We start from the raw sequence: 17,954 nt of genomic DNA, 5'->3' as shown, positions 1-17,954 counted from the left end.
GATGGAGGCTAATGAACAAGTTATAAAATATGAAACTATCCCATTAAACCGAAAACATAAAAAGAATCGAAAGACCATTCTGATGGCCTCACCAGTCTATATTTTATTATTTGTATATTTTATTATTATTGCCTATCCTCTTTTTTGGATGGTGATTAATTCTTTTAAATCGACAGATGAAATCTTTGGAAGTAGTTGGGCGTTACCGGAAAAATGGTTGTTTTCCAATTATATAGAAGCGTGGGATACTGGGATATCTAGTTATTTTGTTAATAGCTTGATTGTAACTGCTGCTACTTGCCTATTAACGGTGTCCATCAGTGCATTAGGTGCTTATGGATTATCCAGATTTGAATTTAAAGGGAAAAATCTACTTTTGATTTTTTGCATTGGCGGTATGATGCTCTCACCACAGGTTAGTCTTATTCCATTATATAAATTAATCCAAGCACTCGGAATTCATGATACCTATTTGGCAATGATTTTGCCGTATGTTGCATATCGTATTCCAATTACCGTGTTGTTAATAAGATCTGCTTTTCTTGAGGTCCCAAAAGATTTAGAGGAATCTGCTTTTTTAGATGGGTGTGGTACATGGAAAATTTTTATAAAAATCTTTGTTCCTCTTAATCTGCCTATTATGGTGACGGCAACCGTCTTAACAGCTTATTTTACTTGGAATGAGTTTTTGTTTGCCTTAATCTTTGTTGATTCAGAATCTTTGAAAACGATTCCAGCTGGGCTAATGCAATTTCGCGATGCATTACAAACGAATTGGGGAGTATTATTAGCGGGATTAATGATTTCAGCAATCCCCATTATTTTATTGTTCTTATGTATGCAAAAGTTCTTTGTACGTGGACTAACGTCTGGCAGTGTAAAAGGATAAAAGGAGTGGAAAAATATTGAGACTAATAGCCATTGGAGATAATGTTGTGGATATATATAAAGAGCGAAATGAAATGTTTCCTGGAGGGAATGCCCTAAATGTTGCAGTATTAGCAAAGCATAGTGGTGCAGAGCATACCGCATTTATTGGAATTATTGGCAATGATGATGCTGGGGACCATATCATCGATTCATTAGAGAAAAATAATGTGGATATCAGTCGAATTCGACGAGCCTGTGGGGAAAGTGGCAAAGCCTATGTAGATTTAAATGAGGATGGGGATAGGATCTTTGTTGGATCGAATAAGGGCGGCATTCAATCAATGTTAAAAATTCGATTAACTGAAGAAGACTATCAACTTATTAAGCAGTACGATGTTTTGCACACGAGTATCTACAGCAGTCTGGAACATGATCTTGAAACGTTAAAAGAATCGATCCAACTGTCATTCGACTTTTCCAATCACTATGATCAAGAAATCTTGAAACAAGTTTGTCCACATATAACCTTTGCCTTTTTATCAGGAAGTCATCTCAGTGAAATAGAAATAAAAGAGTTGTGTGAGGAGATACATTCTTTAGGAACTCCATATGTTGTGGTTACTAGAGGTTCAACTGGTGTTATGATGTCGCATAAAGGAGAGATTTATGAAAAGGGTATAGTGGAAGCTAATGTAATTGATACTTTAGGTGCTGGGGATTCTTTTATAGCAGGATTTTTAACAAGTTATTTAGATAATCAATCCATCCAGGATGCATTAGAATATGCCTCACATAGAGCCTCTCGTACATGCGAGGTAAATGGTGCATTTGGCTATGGTAAGAAAATGGATAGTAAGCTTTTTTCTAAATAAACAGTTATGGCAAAGAAGCAGGAGATTTCTCCCGCTTTTTTATTGTCTATGTTTAGCACAAACAGTGGACTCCTCCTGAATTAAGTAGTAATTGAAAATGCTGCACGTGCTGTGGGAATTTTATAGTTTGATATATGAATAGGAGAACCATTGCTATCCCATAAAATTTTATCAATATTAAACAATGGTTCTCCTGACTCGCATTCCAAATAATTAGCCTCTTCCATTGTTGCAAAACTTACTGTAAGAATCTTCTCACTAGAGCCGTTGACCACACCATAAATATTTTTTAGAACATCATACGTAGATTTATATTTATACACAAAACTTGGTAAATCGGGAAATCTTTCTAAAGAATAATGAGCAACGTCGATGACAAGAGGTTGTTCCTCAATTCCCATTACTCGAACTAGTTTTAGCAAGGGGGATCCTTCTTTTACATTGAGTTTTTCTGCTTCTACTTTTGTAGCAGGTACTTCTTCGCTGAGGATAATTCGAGTAGAGGGGTTTTTGCCTATTCTTTTAATATAATCGGTAAATCCATCCACGGTAATAAGTTCTCTTGTTATCTTGGTCGCACTGACAAATGTCCCTTTTCCTTGCTTTCTTTCTAAGAGACCTTCGTCCACTAGTTCTTGAAGTGCTCTTCTCACAGTAATTCTGCTTACACCGTAGTGTTCACATAATTCTGTCTCATTCGGGATCTTTTTTCCTGGCTTATATACATTACTGTCAATGGCTTCCTTGATATTTTGTTTCAACTGAAAATATAGAGGAAGCGAACTGGAACTATTCAATTTCATTTAATATACCTCGAATCATTATAATGTAATATAATATTATGATACATTATAGTGGTTGTAAATGGAAATTTTTCATTCATGCTTGTAGGAGATTGGGCAATCTTCATACATTCTCTCCAGACGGGGAAAATATTAAAGATAATAAATAGAGACGAGGACAAGCACCTCGTCTCACTTCACATTATGCTCATACTCCAACACCGTAACAAAAGCATCTACGTCTTCTACTTGCTTCATTTTCATTAAGTCTTCTTTTGTTATTATCTTGGAAATAACCAAGTCGGTATGCTTTTCATTGGAGTTTGGTTCTTGAATCGCGACTTTCATTGATACTTCATACCAGCGTCTTAAAGGCTTCACTGTATGATCATTATGAACAGATATTTTTGTAATTCCTTCCGTTTTCCATTTTACTTGTTCACCGTGTTCCTTTTTTACAGCCTTCGCTACCTCGGGTGTAACAATGTGAATAAAAACACTTGGATTTGTTTCTTGAATTTCGTTCAGTTCCTTTTGATTAGGTATTTGAGCAGAAACAAAGGAAGCATTGCCGATTAATAAGATAAAAAGGAATAGTATGGTTGCCTTTTTCATTCATATCACCTCGGTGATAATCTTTCCAAGTGTTAGGATTCTATACCATGTTTTTTCGATATTGGTATATTTTCTACGCTTTACTATGGATTGATTTTCCTATATAAATATTTATTGAAAAAAAAGAACACTACAGTAATAATGGAAAAAATTAGATTTGCCATAAGTTATTCAAATAGCTTAATAAAATTTTTAATTAGCATATTTTTCTTCTAAGACTGGAACCTGTTTGCTTCATTTCTTTTGACAGTACCACTGGGCGTGAATATATGTGGTTGCTTTAAATCCATTCATATAATATTGATTTTCAAAGTTGCCGTTATACTAATCTATACACCTCCATAAAACAATTATTAATTCTGTAATTTTCTACTTGGATTCATCCATTCGCCGCTTCTTTAATAAATCTACTTCTTATATATATTTCTGTGTAATAAATTTCCTTAAAAAATTTAATATAAAAAAGGTTGACAAAGGCAACCGATGGATTTATATTTAAGTAAATTTAGAAAAGGGTGATTATTTGCAATTAAGTGACTATACAGAAATTATCCGACATTTTAATCGGTTTTACACGAGAATTATCGGGGTTAATAATCAATATACGGATCAAACGAAGTATTCCTCAATAGAGGCGCAAATTTTGTATGAGATTAGTATCAAGGAGAATTGCACTGCCGTGTATTTAAGGGATTATTTCAAACTGGATAAAGGCTACTTAAGTAGAATATTAAAAAGGTTTGATGAGGGAATGCTCATAACTAAACAGGTATCAATTGAAGATAAAAGAATTTCTTATTTACATATTACAGACTATGGATTGAAAGAATTAAATTTATTAATAAGCTCCTCCAATGACATTACCCGTAGCATGATAGAAAAAATTCCTGTTGAAAAACTGGATGAGCTTGTTCAATCTATGACAAAGATTGAGAGTATTTTAAAAGACTATGAAAATCAGATTTAACAACTGAATAAAAGAGGCAAATCCCCCAAAGAAAAAACCATCGTAGTTTTCCTCTTTTCGTTTGCGTGATTTATTCACTAATTTATTAGTGAAATTCTTATAAAGCATCAAAGAGAAGACAGATGAAAGCAATAAAATACTATTAATAAGGGGGATTTTTGTGCATAAAAAAATGCTTTTGCCGTTTTTAATGTTGTTAGTAATCTTTACAACAGCTTGTACCGCGGGAACTGCCGGAGATGAAGAATCCAAAAGCAGTGGAGGAAAGAGCAGTAAAAAAAATAATGTTGTTATTGGTATAGAAGCGGATGCAGCAACCTTGTTAGCTAATACGGATGTCAACTATATTACCGATGTACAAATTAGAAATATTTACGACCCTTTGATTAAAAGAAATCCTGAAACAGGCGGATTCGAGCCTGCATTAGCAACAGAATGGAAAAATATTGATGAATATACATGGGAAATCACCTTAAGGAAAGATGTAAAGTTTCAAAACGGTGACCCTTTTAATGCAGAGGCTGTGAAATTTAATATCGATTATATCCTTGATAAGAAAAACAATTCCACTTACTTATCCAGATGGGCGGATATTAAAGAAGTGAAGGTAATCGCTGATGATAAAGTACAAATTATTACCTCTAAACCTTTTCCGACGATGATTGCAAGAATTGCTGATGACTTGCTTATTATGGATCCTGGTAATGTGAAAAAGCTTGGATTGGAAGAGGCAGCCAAAAACCCAGTTGGAACAGGTCCTTATAAAGTAAAAGAATGGGTTCGCGATGACCATCTAACATTAATTGCAAATGATGACTATTGGAAAGGAAAACCTTCTATTAAGGAAGCTACTTTCCGTTACATTCCAGAATTCAGCAGCAGGCTTTCTGCATTCTTAAGTGGAGAAATCGATTTATTTAAGAACATACCTGTCGATTCCCTTGATAATGTGAAAAATAACGAAAATTCTAAAGTGGAAAGTATCGGTTCATCACGTGTAAATTATTTAGCCTTAAATACACTTCATAAAGGACCTTTACAAAATCAAAAGGTGCGTCAAGCGATTAATTACGCTGTAGACGTAGATGAGCTATTAAAAACAGTCTTAAACGGTAATGGCACAAAGATGACTGGTCCATTATCGAAAATAAATGCCGATTACGTAGAAACAAAAGACTATGGATACAATCCTGATAAGGCAAAAGAGCTTTTGAAGGAAGCGGGATATGATCCAAAAGATTTAAAACTAACACTTGATACACCGAATGGGCGATATCCAATGGATTCACAAGTTGCCCAAGCAATTGCAGCACAACTAAAAAGAATTGGTATCGATGTGAAAGTGCAGGTGAATGAGTGGGGAAATCATCTAACTAAAATTCAACAACGTAAGGCAGGGGATATGTTTATTTTAGGATGGGGACCTACATTTGATGCACAGTCCACGATTCAAAATCTTTTTATGAAGGATGCTCCATACAGTGGCTTTTATGACTCAGAAGTGGAAAAGGCAATTCAAAAAGCCATTCCTATTTTTAATCAGGATAAAAGAAAGCAAGCATTTGGCGAAATTCAACAATTATTGGTGGACCAAGCTGCATGGGTTCCACTTTGGCAACAAGCTGATCTTTATGCTGTGAATAAAAATCTGGATTTCAAGCCAAAAGTGGACGAAAGTATGCAAGTTTTTGATATGGGTTGGAAGTAAGAGATGTTAAGGAAGGGCTATCCCTTCCTTAACATTATCATTTTTTTGCAAGTCAGGAATGGAGGATTTCACATATATGGTTGAATTCATTATAAAACGTACCATCCAAATGATTGTTGTTATATTTCTTGCCTTAACAGCCGTATTTTTCTTACTTAGACTGTCAGGAGACCCTGCTACTCTTTTCCTTCCTCCAGATGCACCAAAAGACCAAATTGCTCAATATCGTGAAATGTTAGGCTTTGATCGTCCTCTTTATGTTCAGTATGGAGATTTCCTTCTTAAAGCTATTCAAGGAGATTTTGGAGAATCACTGCGAAGTCATGAAGATGCCTTGTCTGTAGTATTGGGGAGGGTGCCTGCAACCTTTCAATTAGCCTTTGCAGCTTTAGGTTTATCCATATTAATTGCCATACCAATCGGAATTCTATCTGCCTATAAAAGAAATACTTTCTATGACCGAATAGGGGTAGGGCTTACAGTCTTGGGGCAAGCGATTCCAAGTTTTTGGCTGGGTTTACTATTAATCTTCTTTTTTGCAGCAGTATTTCATTTGCTCCCATCCGGCGGCGGAGGAACCATTTATCATATGATTCTACCAACTATTACTTTAGCAGCTTATAGCGTTGCGAGGTTTGCTAGGTTTACACGTTCCACCATGCTAGATGTGTTAAAGAAGGACTATATTCGAACAGCAAAAGCATCAGGTGTTCCTATGATGCGAGTTCTTTTTAAATATGCCTTAAAGAACTCGTTAATCCCAATCATTACGTTAGTAGCGTTAGACCTAGGGGTACTGCTTGGTGGGGCTGTTATAACAGAGGTAGTGTTCTCATGGCCGGGAGTGGGAAGATTACTGATGCAATCATTGCTAAACCGCGATTTCCCTATTGTCCTAGCAGGAGTCTTCTTCATTGCAGTCGTTTATTCCATTATTAATTTTATAGCTGACATAGCTTATGCCTATGTAAATCCGCAAATTCGTGTGAAATAGGAGGTGATAGAATGTCTAAAATGATGATAGAAAATGAAATCAATCCTACTGTTGTTTTCCCTTCGATAAAAAAGAAATCGAAAGTAAGGCATTTTTTTAAACAGCTTAGTAAAAGTAAAACCGGCTTAGCAGGTTTTATTATTATTATCTTTCTATTGGTTCTAGGCGTTGCGGGTAGCTGGATTGCCCCTTTTGATCCTTTGAAGGCAAGCTTTGGAGACAAGCTTCTGCCTCCTATGACGAAGGGGCATCTACTGGGAACAGATCAACTTGGTCGTGATATTCTATCAAGAATCATTGCGGGAACAAAAATCTCTCTCATTATTGGAATTACAACCGTATTTCTTTCCGGATTAATAGGAAGTATTATCGGGATCATTTCCGGGTATTTTCGCGGATGGATTGACGTCATTTTAATGAGAATTGTCGACGTTCAACTTAGTTTCCCTTTTATTTTACTAGTATTAGTGGTCAATGCTGTGCTTGGAGCAGGGTTGAAAAATATCATTATTTCTCTCGTTATTGGTGGTTGGGTAATGTTCGCGCGTGTTGTCAGAAGTGAAGTTTTAGCACTAAGGGAAAAGGAGTTTATCCTATCATGTGTGGCGACTGGTGTACCAAGGTGGGAAATCATTGTCAAGCATATACTGCCAAACCTGTTTACGCCAATCATAGTCTTATCCTCACTGCAAGTAGCTTCCTTTATCATCGCTGAAGCCTCAGTCAGCTTCTTAGGCTTTGGAGTTCAACCACCTCAGCCTGCTTGGGGCAATATGTTGAATGAAGGGAAGGACTATATTTTTAATTCATGGTGGCTCATTACATTTCCAGGACTAGCAATCGTTATTACTACTTTAGGGGTAAATCTATTTGGCGATTGGCTTCGAGACGAGCTTGATCCTGAAATGAAGGGGGAATCGTGATGAACAAAGAGGGAGGAGCTTTAAATAACAAGATTCTGGAAGTGAAGGATTTGCAAGTTCGATTTAACACCTCTATGGGGACTGTTCAACCAGTTCGCGGTGTTGATTTTCAGGTACATGAGGGAGAAACATTAGGGATTGTAGGAGAATCTGGCTGTGGAAAAAGTGTGACATCATTGGCAGTAATGGGGTTGCTACCATCTCCAGCAGGTTACATAGCAGAGGGGGAGATATTGCTGGAAGGAAAAAGAATTTCCCACTTAAAGGAGCGTGAAATGAGGAAATTAAGAGGAAACGATATAGCAATGATTTTCCAGGAGCCGATGACTTCTCTGAATCCGGTGTTCACCATCGGAGAACAGCTTAGTGAGCCACTTAGACAGCATACAGAACTTAGTAAAAAGGAAATTCGGCGAAAAATTATCGAAATGCTAAAACTAGTGGGCATCCCTAGGGCGGAGGAAATAATAGATGAATATCCACATCAGCTTTCTGGTGGAATGCGCCAGCGAGTAATGATCTCATTGGCGATGCTTTGCAAGCCAAAGTTATTGATTGCGGATGAACCAACAACTGCATTGGATGTCACTATTCAGGCTCAAATATTAGATTTGATGAAGAAAATTAAAAGTGAGAATCAGATGGCGATGTTGTTAATTACTCATGATCTTGGAGTCATTGCAGAAACCTGTGACAGAGTCATTGTTATGTATGCCGGTGAGATTGTCGAAAATACAGATGTTCGTACCCTATTTAATGAACCGAAACATCCTTATTCACAGGGACTTCTGGCATCGTTACCGAAATTGAACGAAAGAAAACAAAATCTTTATTCTATCAAAGGAAATGTCCCAAGACCGGATGAAATCCCAAAAGGGTGTGCCTTTTCCACAAGATGTCCACATGTTTCTGATAAGTGCAGAAACGAAAGACCGCCACTTTTAAAACTTAACCACCAATCATGTCGTTGCTGGTTATATGAGGGAGAAACACAAGAGGTGATGTCCCATGTCAAATGAAGCGATATTAGAAGTAAGGGGCCTAAAAAAATTTTATGACATCGAGCAAGGGTGGTTTAAAGATAATATCCAGGTAAAGGCTGTTGATGACATTTCCTTTCATGTTAATAAAGGTGAAACATTCGGGATTGTAGGAGAAAGCGGATGTGGCAAATCCACAACTGGAAGAACGATATTAAGGCTGGATGAGCCTACAGAAGGGCAAATTCTTTTCGAAGGAAGCGATATCAATCTTCTTTCCTATGAAAAAATGCGAAGATTAAGACGGAAGATGCAAATGGTGTTTCAAGATCCATATGCCTCTCTTAATCCGAAGAAAACGATCAAACAAATATTAACCGAACCTTTACGGGTTCATCAATTATATTCGAAAAAGGAAAGAATAGAAAAAGCGATTGAAATACTAGAAATTGTAGGTTTATCTTCCTACCACTTAGAACGCTATCCCCATGAATTTTCCGGTGGACAAAGGCAAAGAATTGGAATTGCAAAAGCTGTCATATTAAACCCAGAATTAATTGTAGCAGATGAACCGGTATCCGCTTTGGATGTTTCCGTGCAATCGCAAGTTATTAATCTATTATTACAATTACAAGATAAATTTAATCTGACTTATATTTTTATTTCTCACGATCTTGGTGTAGTAAGGCATATTACTGATAGAGTAGCTGTCATGTATTTGGGAAAGATAGTAGAACTAGCGGAAACAGAACAGCTTTTTACAGAACCAATGCATCCCTATACAAAAGCACTAATATCAGCGGTACCAATTAATCATCCTGATGAAAAGAAAGAGAGAATAGTTTTATCGGGGGATGTTCCAAGTCCTGCGAATCCGCCAAACGGCTGTACTTTTCATCCTCGTTGCGCATCTTGTATGGATATTTGCAAAAGAGAAAAACCCCCTGTAATTTCGTTTGATGATGGTCACACTGTGGCTTGTCATTTATATACAAATTAAAAAGAAGGAGTGTTGAACATGCTGTTAGCTATACCAAAAGAGGAAATCTTAGAAAGACAGGAAAAGTTTTTTGGAATTTTACAAGATAAACAGATTGATTGTGCTGTGTTGTTTAGTGTGACAGATATTTTTTATTTAACAGGGTTTCACTTTCATCCGACAGAAAGGCCGATAGGATTTTTCATCGATCCGAATATGCAAACCCATTTATTGGTTCCGGCATTGGAGCATGAACATGCAGAGGAATTTGCGAATGTTGATGTTGTTCATTCTTACCCAGAATATCCAGGGCTTCGACATCCAATGGAATATTTCAAAGATGCATTATATAATTCGGGCTTTGAAGGAAAAACCGTTGGCTACGACGCGATTGGCTATGGTTCTCCAAGTGGTTATAGGGGGCCGGCTGTTAATGAGTTTTTAAGTGCGAAAGAATTTGTCTCCATTAAGGGGATTGTGGAAGAAATGCGTTTTGTTAAATCTCCTAATGAAATAGAACTAATTAAAGAATCCTGCCGTTGGGGAAATCTTGCTCATCGCCTGCTTCAAAAATATTCGAAGCCAGGGCTTAGCGAAATTGAGATTACTAGTAGAGCATCCTCCGAAGCAACGATGGCGATGATTGAAACACTCGGAAAGGATTATAAACCTCATGGAAGTACTGCATTTGCCGTTTTCCGAGGTCAAGTTGGTCCAATGTCTGCATTTCCGCATGCGGTGACACAAAATATTGTGTTGAAAAAGGGAGATACTCTTGTAACGGGAGCAGCAGCAACTGTATGGGGATATCATAGCGAGCTTGAACGCACGATGTTTGTGCAAGAGGCAAGTAAGGAGCAAGAAAAATATTTTAATATAATGTATGAAGCTCAAGATGTTGCTTTTAAATCGATTCGTCCCGGTATTCCTTGCTCTAGTGTGGAACAAGAGGTACAAAAATACTTCAAAGAAGCGGGAGTCGAGCATTTAGTGCAACACCATACTGGTCACAACATTGGATTATTGGGTCATGAAGCTCCATTCTTTGATCTTGGAGATGAAACAATTATTCAACCAGGTATGGTCTTTACGGTGGAACCAGGCATTTACGTAAGAGGATTAGGCGGATTCAGGCATTCCGATACCGTTCTAGTTACGCAGAATGGGATGGAAATGCTTACCTATTACCCTAGAGACTTCGCATCCATGATTTGCAATTAGGGGACAGGTCCCTTTTCCCAGTTGGGATGGAGGGACGGTTCTCTTTTCCCATTTGACGGTGGAATATCCTCGTCTACATTGTTAAGAAAAATGGGACGAGGAACCTGTCCCCATGCATTCCCCATGCATTCGGAAAAGGGACCCGACCCCATCCATGTCTAAAAGGTATTCTTTATTAGTTCTTCTAATTCCCGATACGATGTTGCTTCATAATTAGGGTGCCTTTCATTGGAAGGCATTTTTCTTTGTTTTGTATTGAGCCAAATGGAGTTCCACTTTGCATTATGTGCCCCCATAATATCATTTTCAAAAGAATCTCCAATTATGAAGGATTCAGAAGCGGTTGTATTGGTTTGAGCATTTACGTACTCAAATATTTCTTTTTGGGGCTTGGAATAGCCTACTTCACTTGAAACGAAAATATTATTTTGGGGAATCCACTGAAAGGGATTTAAAGCCTCCAATTTTAATCGTTGGTGATTAGAATGTCCGTTCGTAAGAATATATAAAGGAACATTTTTGCTTGATAGATAGTTTAAGATATTTTCCATCTCCGGAACTAAGGAAATTTTATATTGATGCTCTTTATATATTTCTTGAAAATGCATCGCTTCCTCTTCAGAAATTTGATAATGAAAGTGGTCAAATGCGTAGATTACTCGATTTTTATTCATCTCCTCAACGGTCATTTTTCCTGACTCCGTCAATGGAAAGACTCTGTCACTATACTCTCTGCTCTTTTTGTATAAGTCCAAGATGGTAACGTCAGTTATATGAGAAAATAAAGAGTTGAATGCACTTTGAAAAGGCTGCAGTTGATCATATAATGTATCATCTAAATCGAAAAAAACAGCTGTCAAATCTATCACTCCTAAAAATATAAATACTGTATATTATAACATGTATGAAAAATAGGGATTAGGACAAGGGGGTCGGGTACTATTTCCCATCAACAAAGAAAAGAGGCCTTTATTGGCCTCGCGCAAATAGATTCTAAAAAAATGAAGCTAGGGACAAGGAACCCGCCCCCGCTTCCATCTCATTTTCTTTTGATAAGTATTTCGGCTTGCTGAACAATGTTCCCCGCTGTTAATCCATAAAATTCTTTTAAGTAATCCAGTTTCCCAACCTGACCAAATTGTTCCCGAACACCAATCCGGTAAAGGGGAACCGGATAGTGTTCGCCAAGAGCTTCCGCTACTGCACTTCCCAGTCCGCCATTTACATTATGATTTTCCGCTGTTAAAACGGCACCTGTTTGTTTTGCGGAAGCTACTAGTGTATCTATATCTAATGGTTTTATGGAAAACATATCAATGACAGTTGCGGATATTCCCATATCTTTTAATTGCTCTGCAGCGTTAAGTGCCTCGGCTACAAGAATGCCGCTAGCAACAATTGTAATATCTTTTCCTTCCGTAAGAATCTTTGCTTTCTCAAATGTTTCTCCTTCTTCATATAGATGAACTGCATTTTTTCGAATCGTGCGGATATAGTTAACACCGCCCTCATGGTATGCTTTGCGAAGAATGTAGGAAAATTGAACCGCATCACTTACTTCGTATACTTTTGCATTCGGAACTTCACGCATAAGTCCTATATCCTCAAAAGTCATATGAGTACCGCCATTATGTTCCGCCGTTACACCAGCGTCTGATCCAACGAGCACAGCATTTAATTTTGCATATGCCAAAGACACAAATATTTGATCGAAGGCGCGTCGTGTTACAAATTGTCCGAAAGAATGGACGAATGGCTTTCTTCCTGTGAGGGAAAGACCAGCAGTAACTCCCATCATGTTTGCTTCCATAATTCCAAGATTTAAATACTGATTAGGTATTTCGTCTTTTAAGCGTCCCGTTGACATAGAACTACTTAAATCCGCTTCTAAAGCAATCACTCGATTATCGGCTGCCGCTAGTTCCTTTAGTGTCGTTGCGTATACTTGCCTCATTTCTAATGTGTCCAATTGTAAGGTTTTTGTCATGCTCCTTCACCGTCCTTAATACGTTGTTCTAACTCTTCAATCGCTTGTCGCAACGCTTTTTTATCTTCTTCATTCGGACGAATATGATGATTATCCGCTTTTTGTTCCAGATAGGGTACACCTTGTCCTTTTATCGTATCAAGGACAATGGCAATTGGTCTGTCCGTCACTAGTTTTGCTTGTTGGATTGCCACATCAATAGCGGAGGTAGAGCTGCCATCAACGCGACTTGCAGCAAAACCAAATGATTTCATTTTTTCAACAAAATCAAGTGGATCAATAATATCCTTGGTAGGGCCATCTAATTGCTTTTTATTATCATCAATAAAAACGATTAAATGGTTTAAACGATGATGTCCAGCAAATTGAAAGGCTTCCCAACACTCCCCTTCGTTCAGTTCCCCGTCACCGACAATGCAGTACGTATAGTTTGAACGTCCATCAAGCTTATTACTATAAGCGATGCCCGCAGCAACCGATATGCCTTGTCCTAAAGAGCCAGTAGTCATTTCAACTCCAGGAGTTAAGTTTCGATCCGGGTGTGAAGGCAATGTGGTTCCATTTTGATTTAAGGAATAGAGGACATCTTCTGAAATAAAGCCCTTTAAGAATAGTGTTGCATAAAGAGCAGGACCTCCATGACCTTTTGAAAGCACAAAATAATCACGATCTGGGTTATGTGGCTCTTGGACATTTTTATTGATATGCTTGCCGTATAAAACAGCCAAGACCTCCACTATAGATAGACTCCCACCATAATGACCGAACCCGGTATGACCTAATTCTTTTAATGTATAGTAACGTATTTTGTCTGCAAAGGCAGAGAGAGAATTCGTAATAGTTGTCAAAGTTAAGTCCTCCTTAAAAGAATGATATTTTATTTGTTAAATGAATTATTTAACATGTTTAGACTATATCTAGCTCCAAGTGAAATTGGTACTTCAAATTTCACCAGCGCCTATCAGCTAGTGGATTTCTCCGTCTCCTCCCTACGAATAGTCAACATCAGTGAACTACCTCGCTGTGTTTCCTTTATCTCCGTCAGAGACTACGAAGTCCATACGCCGATGCTCAAGGCACTTACACTTTTCTAATAAAAATCAATCGGCAGCTCAACAAGTGAGGTGCCGACGATTTTCTTTATGCTCCAATATTAGAATTCATATCTTTTGCCCTTTTGCGGATACTGAAAAGGACCATAATAGCTAAAACCACTAGAATTCCAACGATAATCGCACCTTTACCGCCATGATTAGCAAGAGATCCTAGGAAGATACCGGCTACTCCAAAGTCAGCATCGGAGAATGTAGAATTAGCAAATCCGAGATCTCCAAGAACTGGCATTAAGAAAACTGGTAAAAAGCTGATCAAAATACCATTTACAAACGATCCAAGAACAGAACCGCGGACACCGCCAGTAGCATTACCAATAACTCCAGCTGTTGCACCAGTGAAGAAGTGTGGAACGACACCTGGTAAAATGATTACCCCGCCAGTAAGCGTCATAATAAGCATACTCACAATACCGCCGACGAAACTGGAGAAGAATCCAATTAATACAGCATTTGGTGCAAAAGGATATACAATTGGACAATCCAATGCCGGCTTTGCATTTGGGACAATTTTGGTAGAAATTCCTTTAAATGCCGGAACAATTTCTGCTAGTACTAAACGGACACCGGATAGTATGATAAATACACCTGCTGCAAAGGTTCCTGCCTGAATTAACGAAAACACAATATAGTTTTGTCCATTGCTTAAATGTTGGTGGATATAGGAAGGCCCAGCGAAAAGTGCAACAATAACATAAATAACAGCCATGGTTAAAGCAATACTTACGGTACTGTCACGAAGGAAACCTAAACCTTTTGGAAAATTGATATCTTCTGTTGATTTTGGATTTTTACCTCCAATCGCTTTTCCTACTAAGCCGCTTAGTGCATAACCAACACCGCCGAAATGTCCAAGCGCTACATTATCATTGCCAGTTAATTTTCTCATAAAAGGTTGAAGCATAGCGGGAGAAAGGGACATAATAATTCCTAATGCGATAGCGCCAATAATAATCAGTGGTGCCGAAGTGAAGCCTGCTACCGTCATAATAACGGCAATCATACATGCCATATAAAGAGTATGGTGACCGGTTAAGAAAATGTACTTAAAACGAGTAAAGCGGGCAATTAGGATATTCGCAATCATACCGAAAAACATTATAAGTGCAGTATTAGTACCATATTTGGTAAGAGCTATTGCTACAATTGCCTCATTGTTAGGAACAACACCTTTTACATGAAATGCATGTTGGAACATATCGCCAAAGGGAGCAAGAGCGTTTTGTAAGATACCTGCCCCTGCAGCAATGACTAGAAATCCAACAAATGTTTTCGTGGTCCCCTTAATGATGTCAGGAAGATTTTTCTTTTGTGCCAGTAAACCAATTAAAGCCATTAACGCTACTAGGATGGAAGGTTCTCTTAAAATGTCGACTAAAACACTCAATACTTTGTTCATTTTTCCTCACCCTTCTATTAAATGAAGTTTTTTTGTCGTAAAACCTCGGTTACTTTTGTACGGAGTTCATCCATATCAATTATGCTTTCAAGGATGACTACTTCTCCTAATCCCGCACCGCCTTCAGCGATGTCCTTAGCTAAGAAGAATACATCTGCATCTCCTGGAGTGGCAGAACTTAAATCAGAATGTTCCACTTCTACATCTGTAACACCTAGCTCATCTAAAATTTGCTTAATATTCATTTCAACCATAAAGCTTGTTCCTAAACCGGATCCACAAACAGCTAAAATTTTCATTATTCTTCCTCTCCTTTTTTGATTAAATTTATGAGTTCTTCTGCTGTGGCAACTTCTTTAAGTGCTTGCAGAGAATCATTATTTGATAAAAATTTTGTTAACTGCGATAGTGCTTTTAAATGTGTGTGATTATCAATTGCCGCTAAGCAAATGAAGATGTCTGTTGAACGGGATTCATCATCCAGCAATAAAACAGGTTTTTTTGTACGAAGAAAAGACATGCCAAGCTGATTCACACCATCCTCTGGGCGTGCATGAGGGATGGCAATACCTTTTCCAAGGTAAATATACGCTCCAATATCGGTCACCTTTTTAATCATGGCGTCGATATAACTGTTTTGGATTTTTTGCGTTTTTTGTAATGGTTCTGCAGCCACTCGAATAGCTGTTTGCCAATCAAGGGATTCTTCCGTAAATTGGATCATATCTTTTGTTAGAATCTCTGAAAGCATGGGAGCATATCTCCTTTCTGTTGATTTCTTGATCCATAGTTTCGTAGAGATGGCATCATATAATTTTTGTTCATCTTTCACATCTGCATAACGGTGAATGACCTCCATCAATTCTTCAACGGAAACCGTTCGATAGTCTAGTGAGCTAAAATCTGCTGCTACTGCCTGAATAAGGAAGTTTTTCTCTACTGTACTTAGTAGCGGCTGCATTAAGTACAAAGGTTTTGGTGAGGCAAGATAAACGGTTGAAAAGATCATGTCATAGCTTTCCGGATCCGCTTCCTTTGCCTGTTCCAGAGATGTTGAATCTGAAAAAAGAATTTCGGGAAAAATCTGCTGTAATTGAGAGCGCATCATTAAAGACGAGCTAATCCCATTTGGACATACAATTAAAGCACGATATTTCCTCGTTTCCTTTTTTCGTTCTGCAAATTGACCGCCAAAATGGAGAGTGAAATAGCCAACTTCTTCATCTGTTATCAATTTTCCAGTTGATTGTTCTAATGGGTACAAAGCTTTTTTAACAAAAGAAAATAATTCCCAATGTTCTTTTTTTATTTTGCTAATAAGTGGGTTAGCAATGGGAATTCCAAATTGTATTCGAAAATAGGCTGGAACAAGATGGGCATATAAGCTATCCCTTAATGTTGTTTTTTCATCAATGGTAATTAAGGTAACCCTTTCAAAATGCTCAATAATGTCATCAGCAATTTTTATGAGCAATGGATCCTGAAATGCCTTCGAGGTTCCTTCAATAGCCGATAACAGTTGGATTGTGATATACAAGGACTCGCCTTGATGTGCCTCTCCAAACAAATCATTTGCTATTTGTGTTCCCATTTCATATAAAGGTTGACGTAAGATAAGTGCTTGCTTGTCATTAGGATATTGAATAGTTTGTCGTTGATGTCTTACTTTTATAAAAGCAAGTAAGTAACAAAGCTCATCTACTCGGTCCTTTACAAACTGCACAGAAAATTGTTTGGCTAGTTCTTGCGTTTTTCTGCGAATGTTTTCTATTTCCAATCTCCTATGCCAATTTGTCATTATATGCTCAATGCCTATACGGCCAAGTGGAAATTGTAATAATGAACCTAAGCATATAGATGCAATCCGCCGTTTGTCCTCTTCTGTGCCTTTAAGATGGTAGCCATTTGTGCGATTGTATTGCAGTTCCACGTTCATGGAAAGGCAAAACTCACGGACTTTTTTCACGTCTGTTAAAGCGGTATTCCTACTCACATGTAATAAAGATTGGTAATGCAAATTTGATACAGGTTCACTACGAATAAAGGTGTAGAGATAAATTAAATAGATTCTTTCCGATTCTTGAAAAAATAATTGATTTTTTTTGATAGGTAAATCTCCGTTTTGCCACTTATCAATAAGGGAATCTTCCACTAAATAATGATTGTCGATAAGTTTGATAGGAGGCAGCTGAATGTCTTTTAATCCATCATTTAATTTTTCAAGATCATAGTGAAATTGACGAGGCGATAATTTCAGTTTTCGCATTAATTCCGGAATGGTCGAGCGACGATATTGGATCATTTGGTCAAGTAGTTGTATCGATCGGTGATCAAACATGATTTATCCTCCTCATAATCATCATAAAATGAAAACGTTTTCTAAGCTATTGTTATTGGGTCCAATCAATGTTCAGAAAAAAATTTTGAATTGGACTCTTCTAAAAATATATATTTTCACTAGTATAAGAGAGGGGGAGGGGACATGTCATTTACCTTTTGAATGGTGTAGAAATAGGGATGAACGTTAGTGCGGACTGCACCTATT

At 37.6% G+C, this 17,954-nt stretch carries 17 protein-coding genes; 9 read left to right on the top strand and 8 right to left on the bottom strand.

What is annotated here, in order from left to right; translation table 11 throughout:
- Position 1: 1 nt before the first annotated feature.
- Together CWO92_RS04690 and CWO92_RS04685 are read left to right on the top strand one after the other, a co-directional pair.
- Positions 2-889 carry a carbohydrate ABC transporter permease gene (locus tag CWO92_RS04690; RefSeq protein WP_101353034.1) on the top strand — a complete coding sequence of 296 codons (888 nt, stop codon included), beginning with the start codon at positions 2-4 and terminating at the stop codon, positions 887-889.
- A gap of 16 nt (positions 890-905) precedes the next feature.
- Complete coding sequence (locus CWO92_RS04685) at positions 906-1,742, top strand: PfkB family carbohydrate kinase (RefSeq protein ID WP_101353033.1); 837 nt, start codon at positions 906-908, stop codon at positions 1,740-1,742.
- Between the two features lie 80 nt (positions 1,743-1,822).
- On the opposite strand, the gene CWO92_RS04680 is transcribed toward CWO92_RS04685, so the two are convergent.
- Both CWO92_RS04680 and CWO92_RS04675 read right to left on the bottom strand, forming a co-directional pair.
- Positions 1,823-2,545, bottom strand: a complete 723-nt coding sequence (locus tag CWO92_RS04680) for a GntR family transcriptional regulator (protein ID WP_101353032.1) — start codon at positions 2,543-2,545, stop codon at positions 1,823-1,825.
- A gap of 171 nt (positions 2,546-2,716) precedes the next feature.
- Entirely contained in the window at positions 2,717-3,139 is a 423-nt protein-coding gene (locus CWO92_RS04675) for a hypothetical protein (protein WP_101353031.1), read from the bottom strand.
- Between the two features lie 523 nt (positions 3,140-3,662).
- On the opposite strand from CWO92_RS04675, the gene CWO92_RS04670 reads away from it, so the two are divergent.
- The 7 genes from CWO92_RS04670 to CWO92_RS04640 all read left to right on the top strand — a co-directional run bounded on the left by CWO92_RS04670 (position 3,663) and on the right by CWO92_RS04640 (position 10,911).
- Positions 3,663-4,106 (top strand): MarR family winged helix-turn-helix transcriptional regulator, encoded by a 444-nt coding sequence (locus tag CWO92_RS04670; protein WP_101353030.1) that lies wholly within the window; start codon positions 3,663-3,665, stop codon positions 4,104-4,106.
- Between the two features lie 160 nt (positions 4,107-4,266).
- Positions 4,267-5,814, top strand: a complete 1,548-nt coding sequence (locus CWO92_RS04665) for an ABC transporter substrate-binding protein (RefSeq protein WP_101353029.1) — start codon at positions 4,267-4,269, stop codon at positions 5,812-5,814.
- 76 nt (positions 5,815-5,890) lie between these two features.
- Positions 5,891-6,808, top strand: coding sequence for an ABC transporter permease (locus tag CWO92_RS04660; protein WP_101353028.1), 918 nt, complete (start codon positions 5,891-5,893; stop codon positions 6,806-6,808).
- An 11-nt stretch (positions 6,809-6,819) separates the two neighbouring features.
- A complete protein-coding gene (locus tag CWO92_RS04655; RefSeq protein ID WP_233269971.1) occupies positions 6,820-7,731 on the top strand; it encodes an ABC transporter permease in 912 nt (303 codons plus the stop codon).
- Positions 7,731-8,750 carry an ABC transporter ATP-binding protein gene (locus CWO92_RS04650; RefSeq protein ID WP_101353027.1) on the top strand — a complete coding sequence of 340 codons (1,020 nt, stop codon included), beginning with the start codon at positions 7,731-7,733 and terminating at the stop codon, positions 8,748-8,750. The genes CWO92_RS04655 and CWO92_RS04650 overlap by 1 nt, the downstream gene beginning before the upstream one ends.
- Positions 8,740-9,711 carry an ABC transporter ATP-binding protein gene (locus CWO92_RS04645; RefSeq protein ID WP_101353026.1) on the top strand — a complete coding sequence of 324 codons (972 nt, stop codon included), beginning with the start codon at positions 8,740-8,742 and terminating at the stop codon, positions 9,709-9,711. The genes CWO92_RS04650 and CWO92_RS04645 overlap by 11 nt, the downstream gene beginning before the upstream one ends.
- Positions 9,712-9,729: 18 nt before the next feature.
- A complete protein-coding gene (locus CWO92_RS04640) occupies positions 9,730-10,911 on the top strand; it encodes a M24 family metallopeptidase (protein ID WP_101353025.1) in 1,182 nt (393 codons plus the stop codon).
- A 158-nt stretch (positions 10,912-11,069) separates the two neighbouring features.
- Here CWO92_RS04640 and CWO92_RS04635 read toward each other — a convergent pair whose 3' ends face one another.
- The 6 genes from CWO92_RS04635 to CWO92_RS04610 all read right to left on the bottom strand — a co-directional run bounded on the left by CWO92_RS04635 (position 11,070) and on the right by CWO92_RS04610 (position 17,747).
- Positions 11,070-11,771: an HAD family hydrolase gene (locus CWO92_RS04635; RefSeq protein WP_165786604.1), complete on the bottom strand. Its 702-nt coding sequence runs from the start codon at positions 11,769-11,771 to the stop codon at positions 11,070-11,072.
- A 179-nt stretch (positions 11,772-11,950) separates the two neighbouring features.
- Entirely contained in the window at positions 11,951-12,898 is a 948-nt protein-coding gene (locus tag CWO92_RS04630) for a transketolase family protein (protein ID WP_101353023.1), read from the bottom strand.
- Entirely contained in the window at positions 12,895-13,746 is an 852-nt protein-coding gene (locus CWO92_RS04625) for a transketolase (RefSeq protein ID WP_101353022.1), read from the bottom strand. Before CWO92_RS04625 ends, CWO92_RS04630 begins: the two co-directional genes overlap by 4 nt.
- Positions 13,747-14,038: 292 nt before the next feature.
- Positions 14,039-15,409, bottom strand: a complete 1,371-nt coding sequence (gene ulaA, locus CWO92_RS04620) for a PTS ascorbate transporter subunit IIC (protein ID WP_101353021.1) — start codon at positions 15,407-15,409, stop codon at positions 14,039-14,041.
- Positions 15,410-15,426: 17 nt separating this feature from the next.
- Positions 15,427-15,708: a PTS sugar transporter subunit IIB gene (locus CWO92_RS04615; RefSeq protein ID WP_101353020.1), complete on the bottom strand. Its 282-nt coding sequence runs from the start codon at positions 15,706-15,708 to the stop codon at positions 15,427-15,429.
- The gene (locus tag CWO92_RS04610) at positions 15,708-17,747 is read right to left on the bottom strand and encodes a BglG family transcription antiterminator (RefSeq protein ID WP_101353019.1); all 2,040 of its coding nucleotides are present in this window, start codon (positions 17,745-17,747) and stop codon (positions 15,708-15,710) included. Before CWO92_RS04610 ends, CWO92_RS04615 begins: the two co-directional genes overlap by 1 nt.
- Positions 17,748-17,954: the final 207 nt, after the last annotated feature.

This window comes from Heyndrickxia camelliae (assembly GCF_002844575.1).
Taxonomy (GTDB): domain Bacteria; phylum Bacillota; class Bacilli; order Bacillales; family Bacillaceae_C; genus Margalitia; species Margalitia camelliae.
This window is presented reverse-complemented; position numbering and strand designations above follow the sequence as displayed.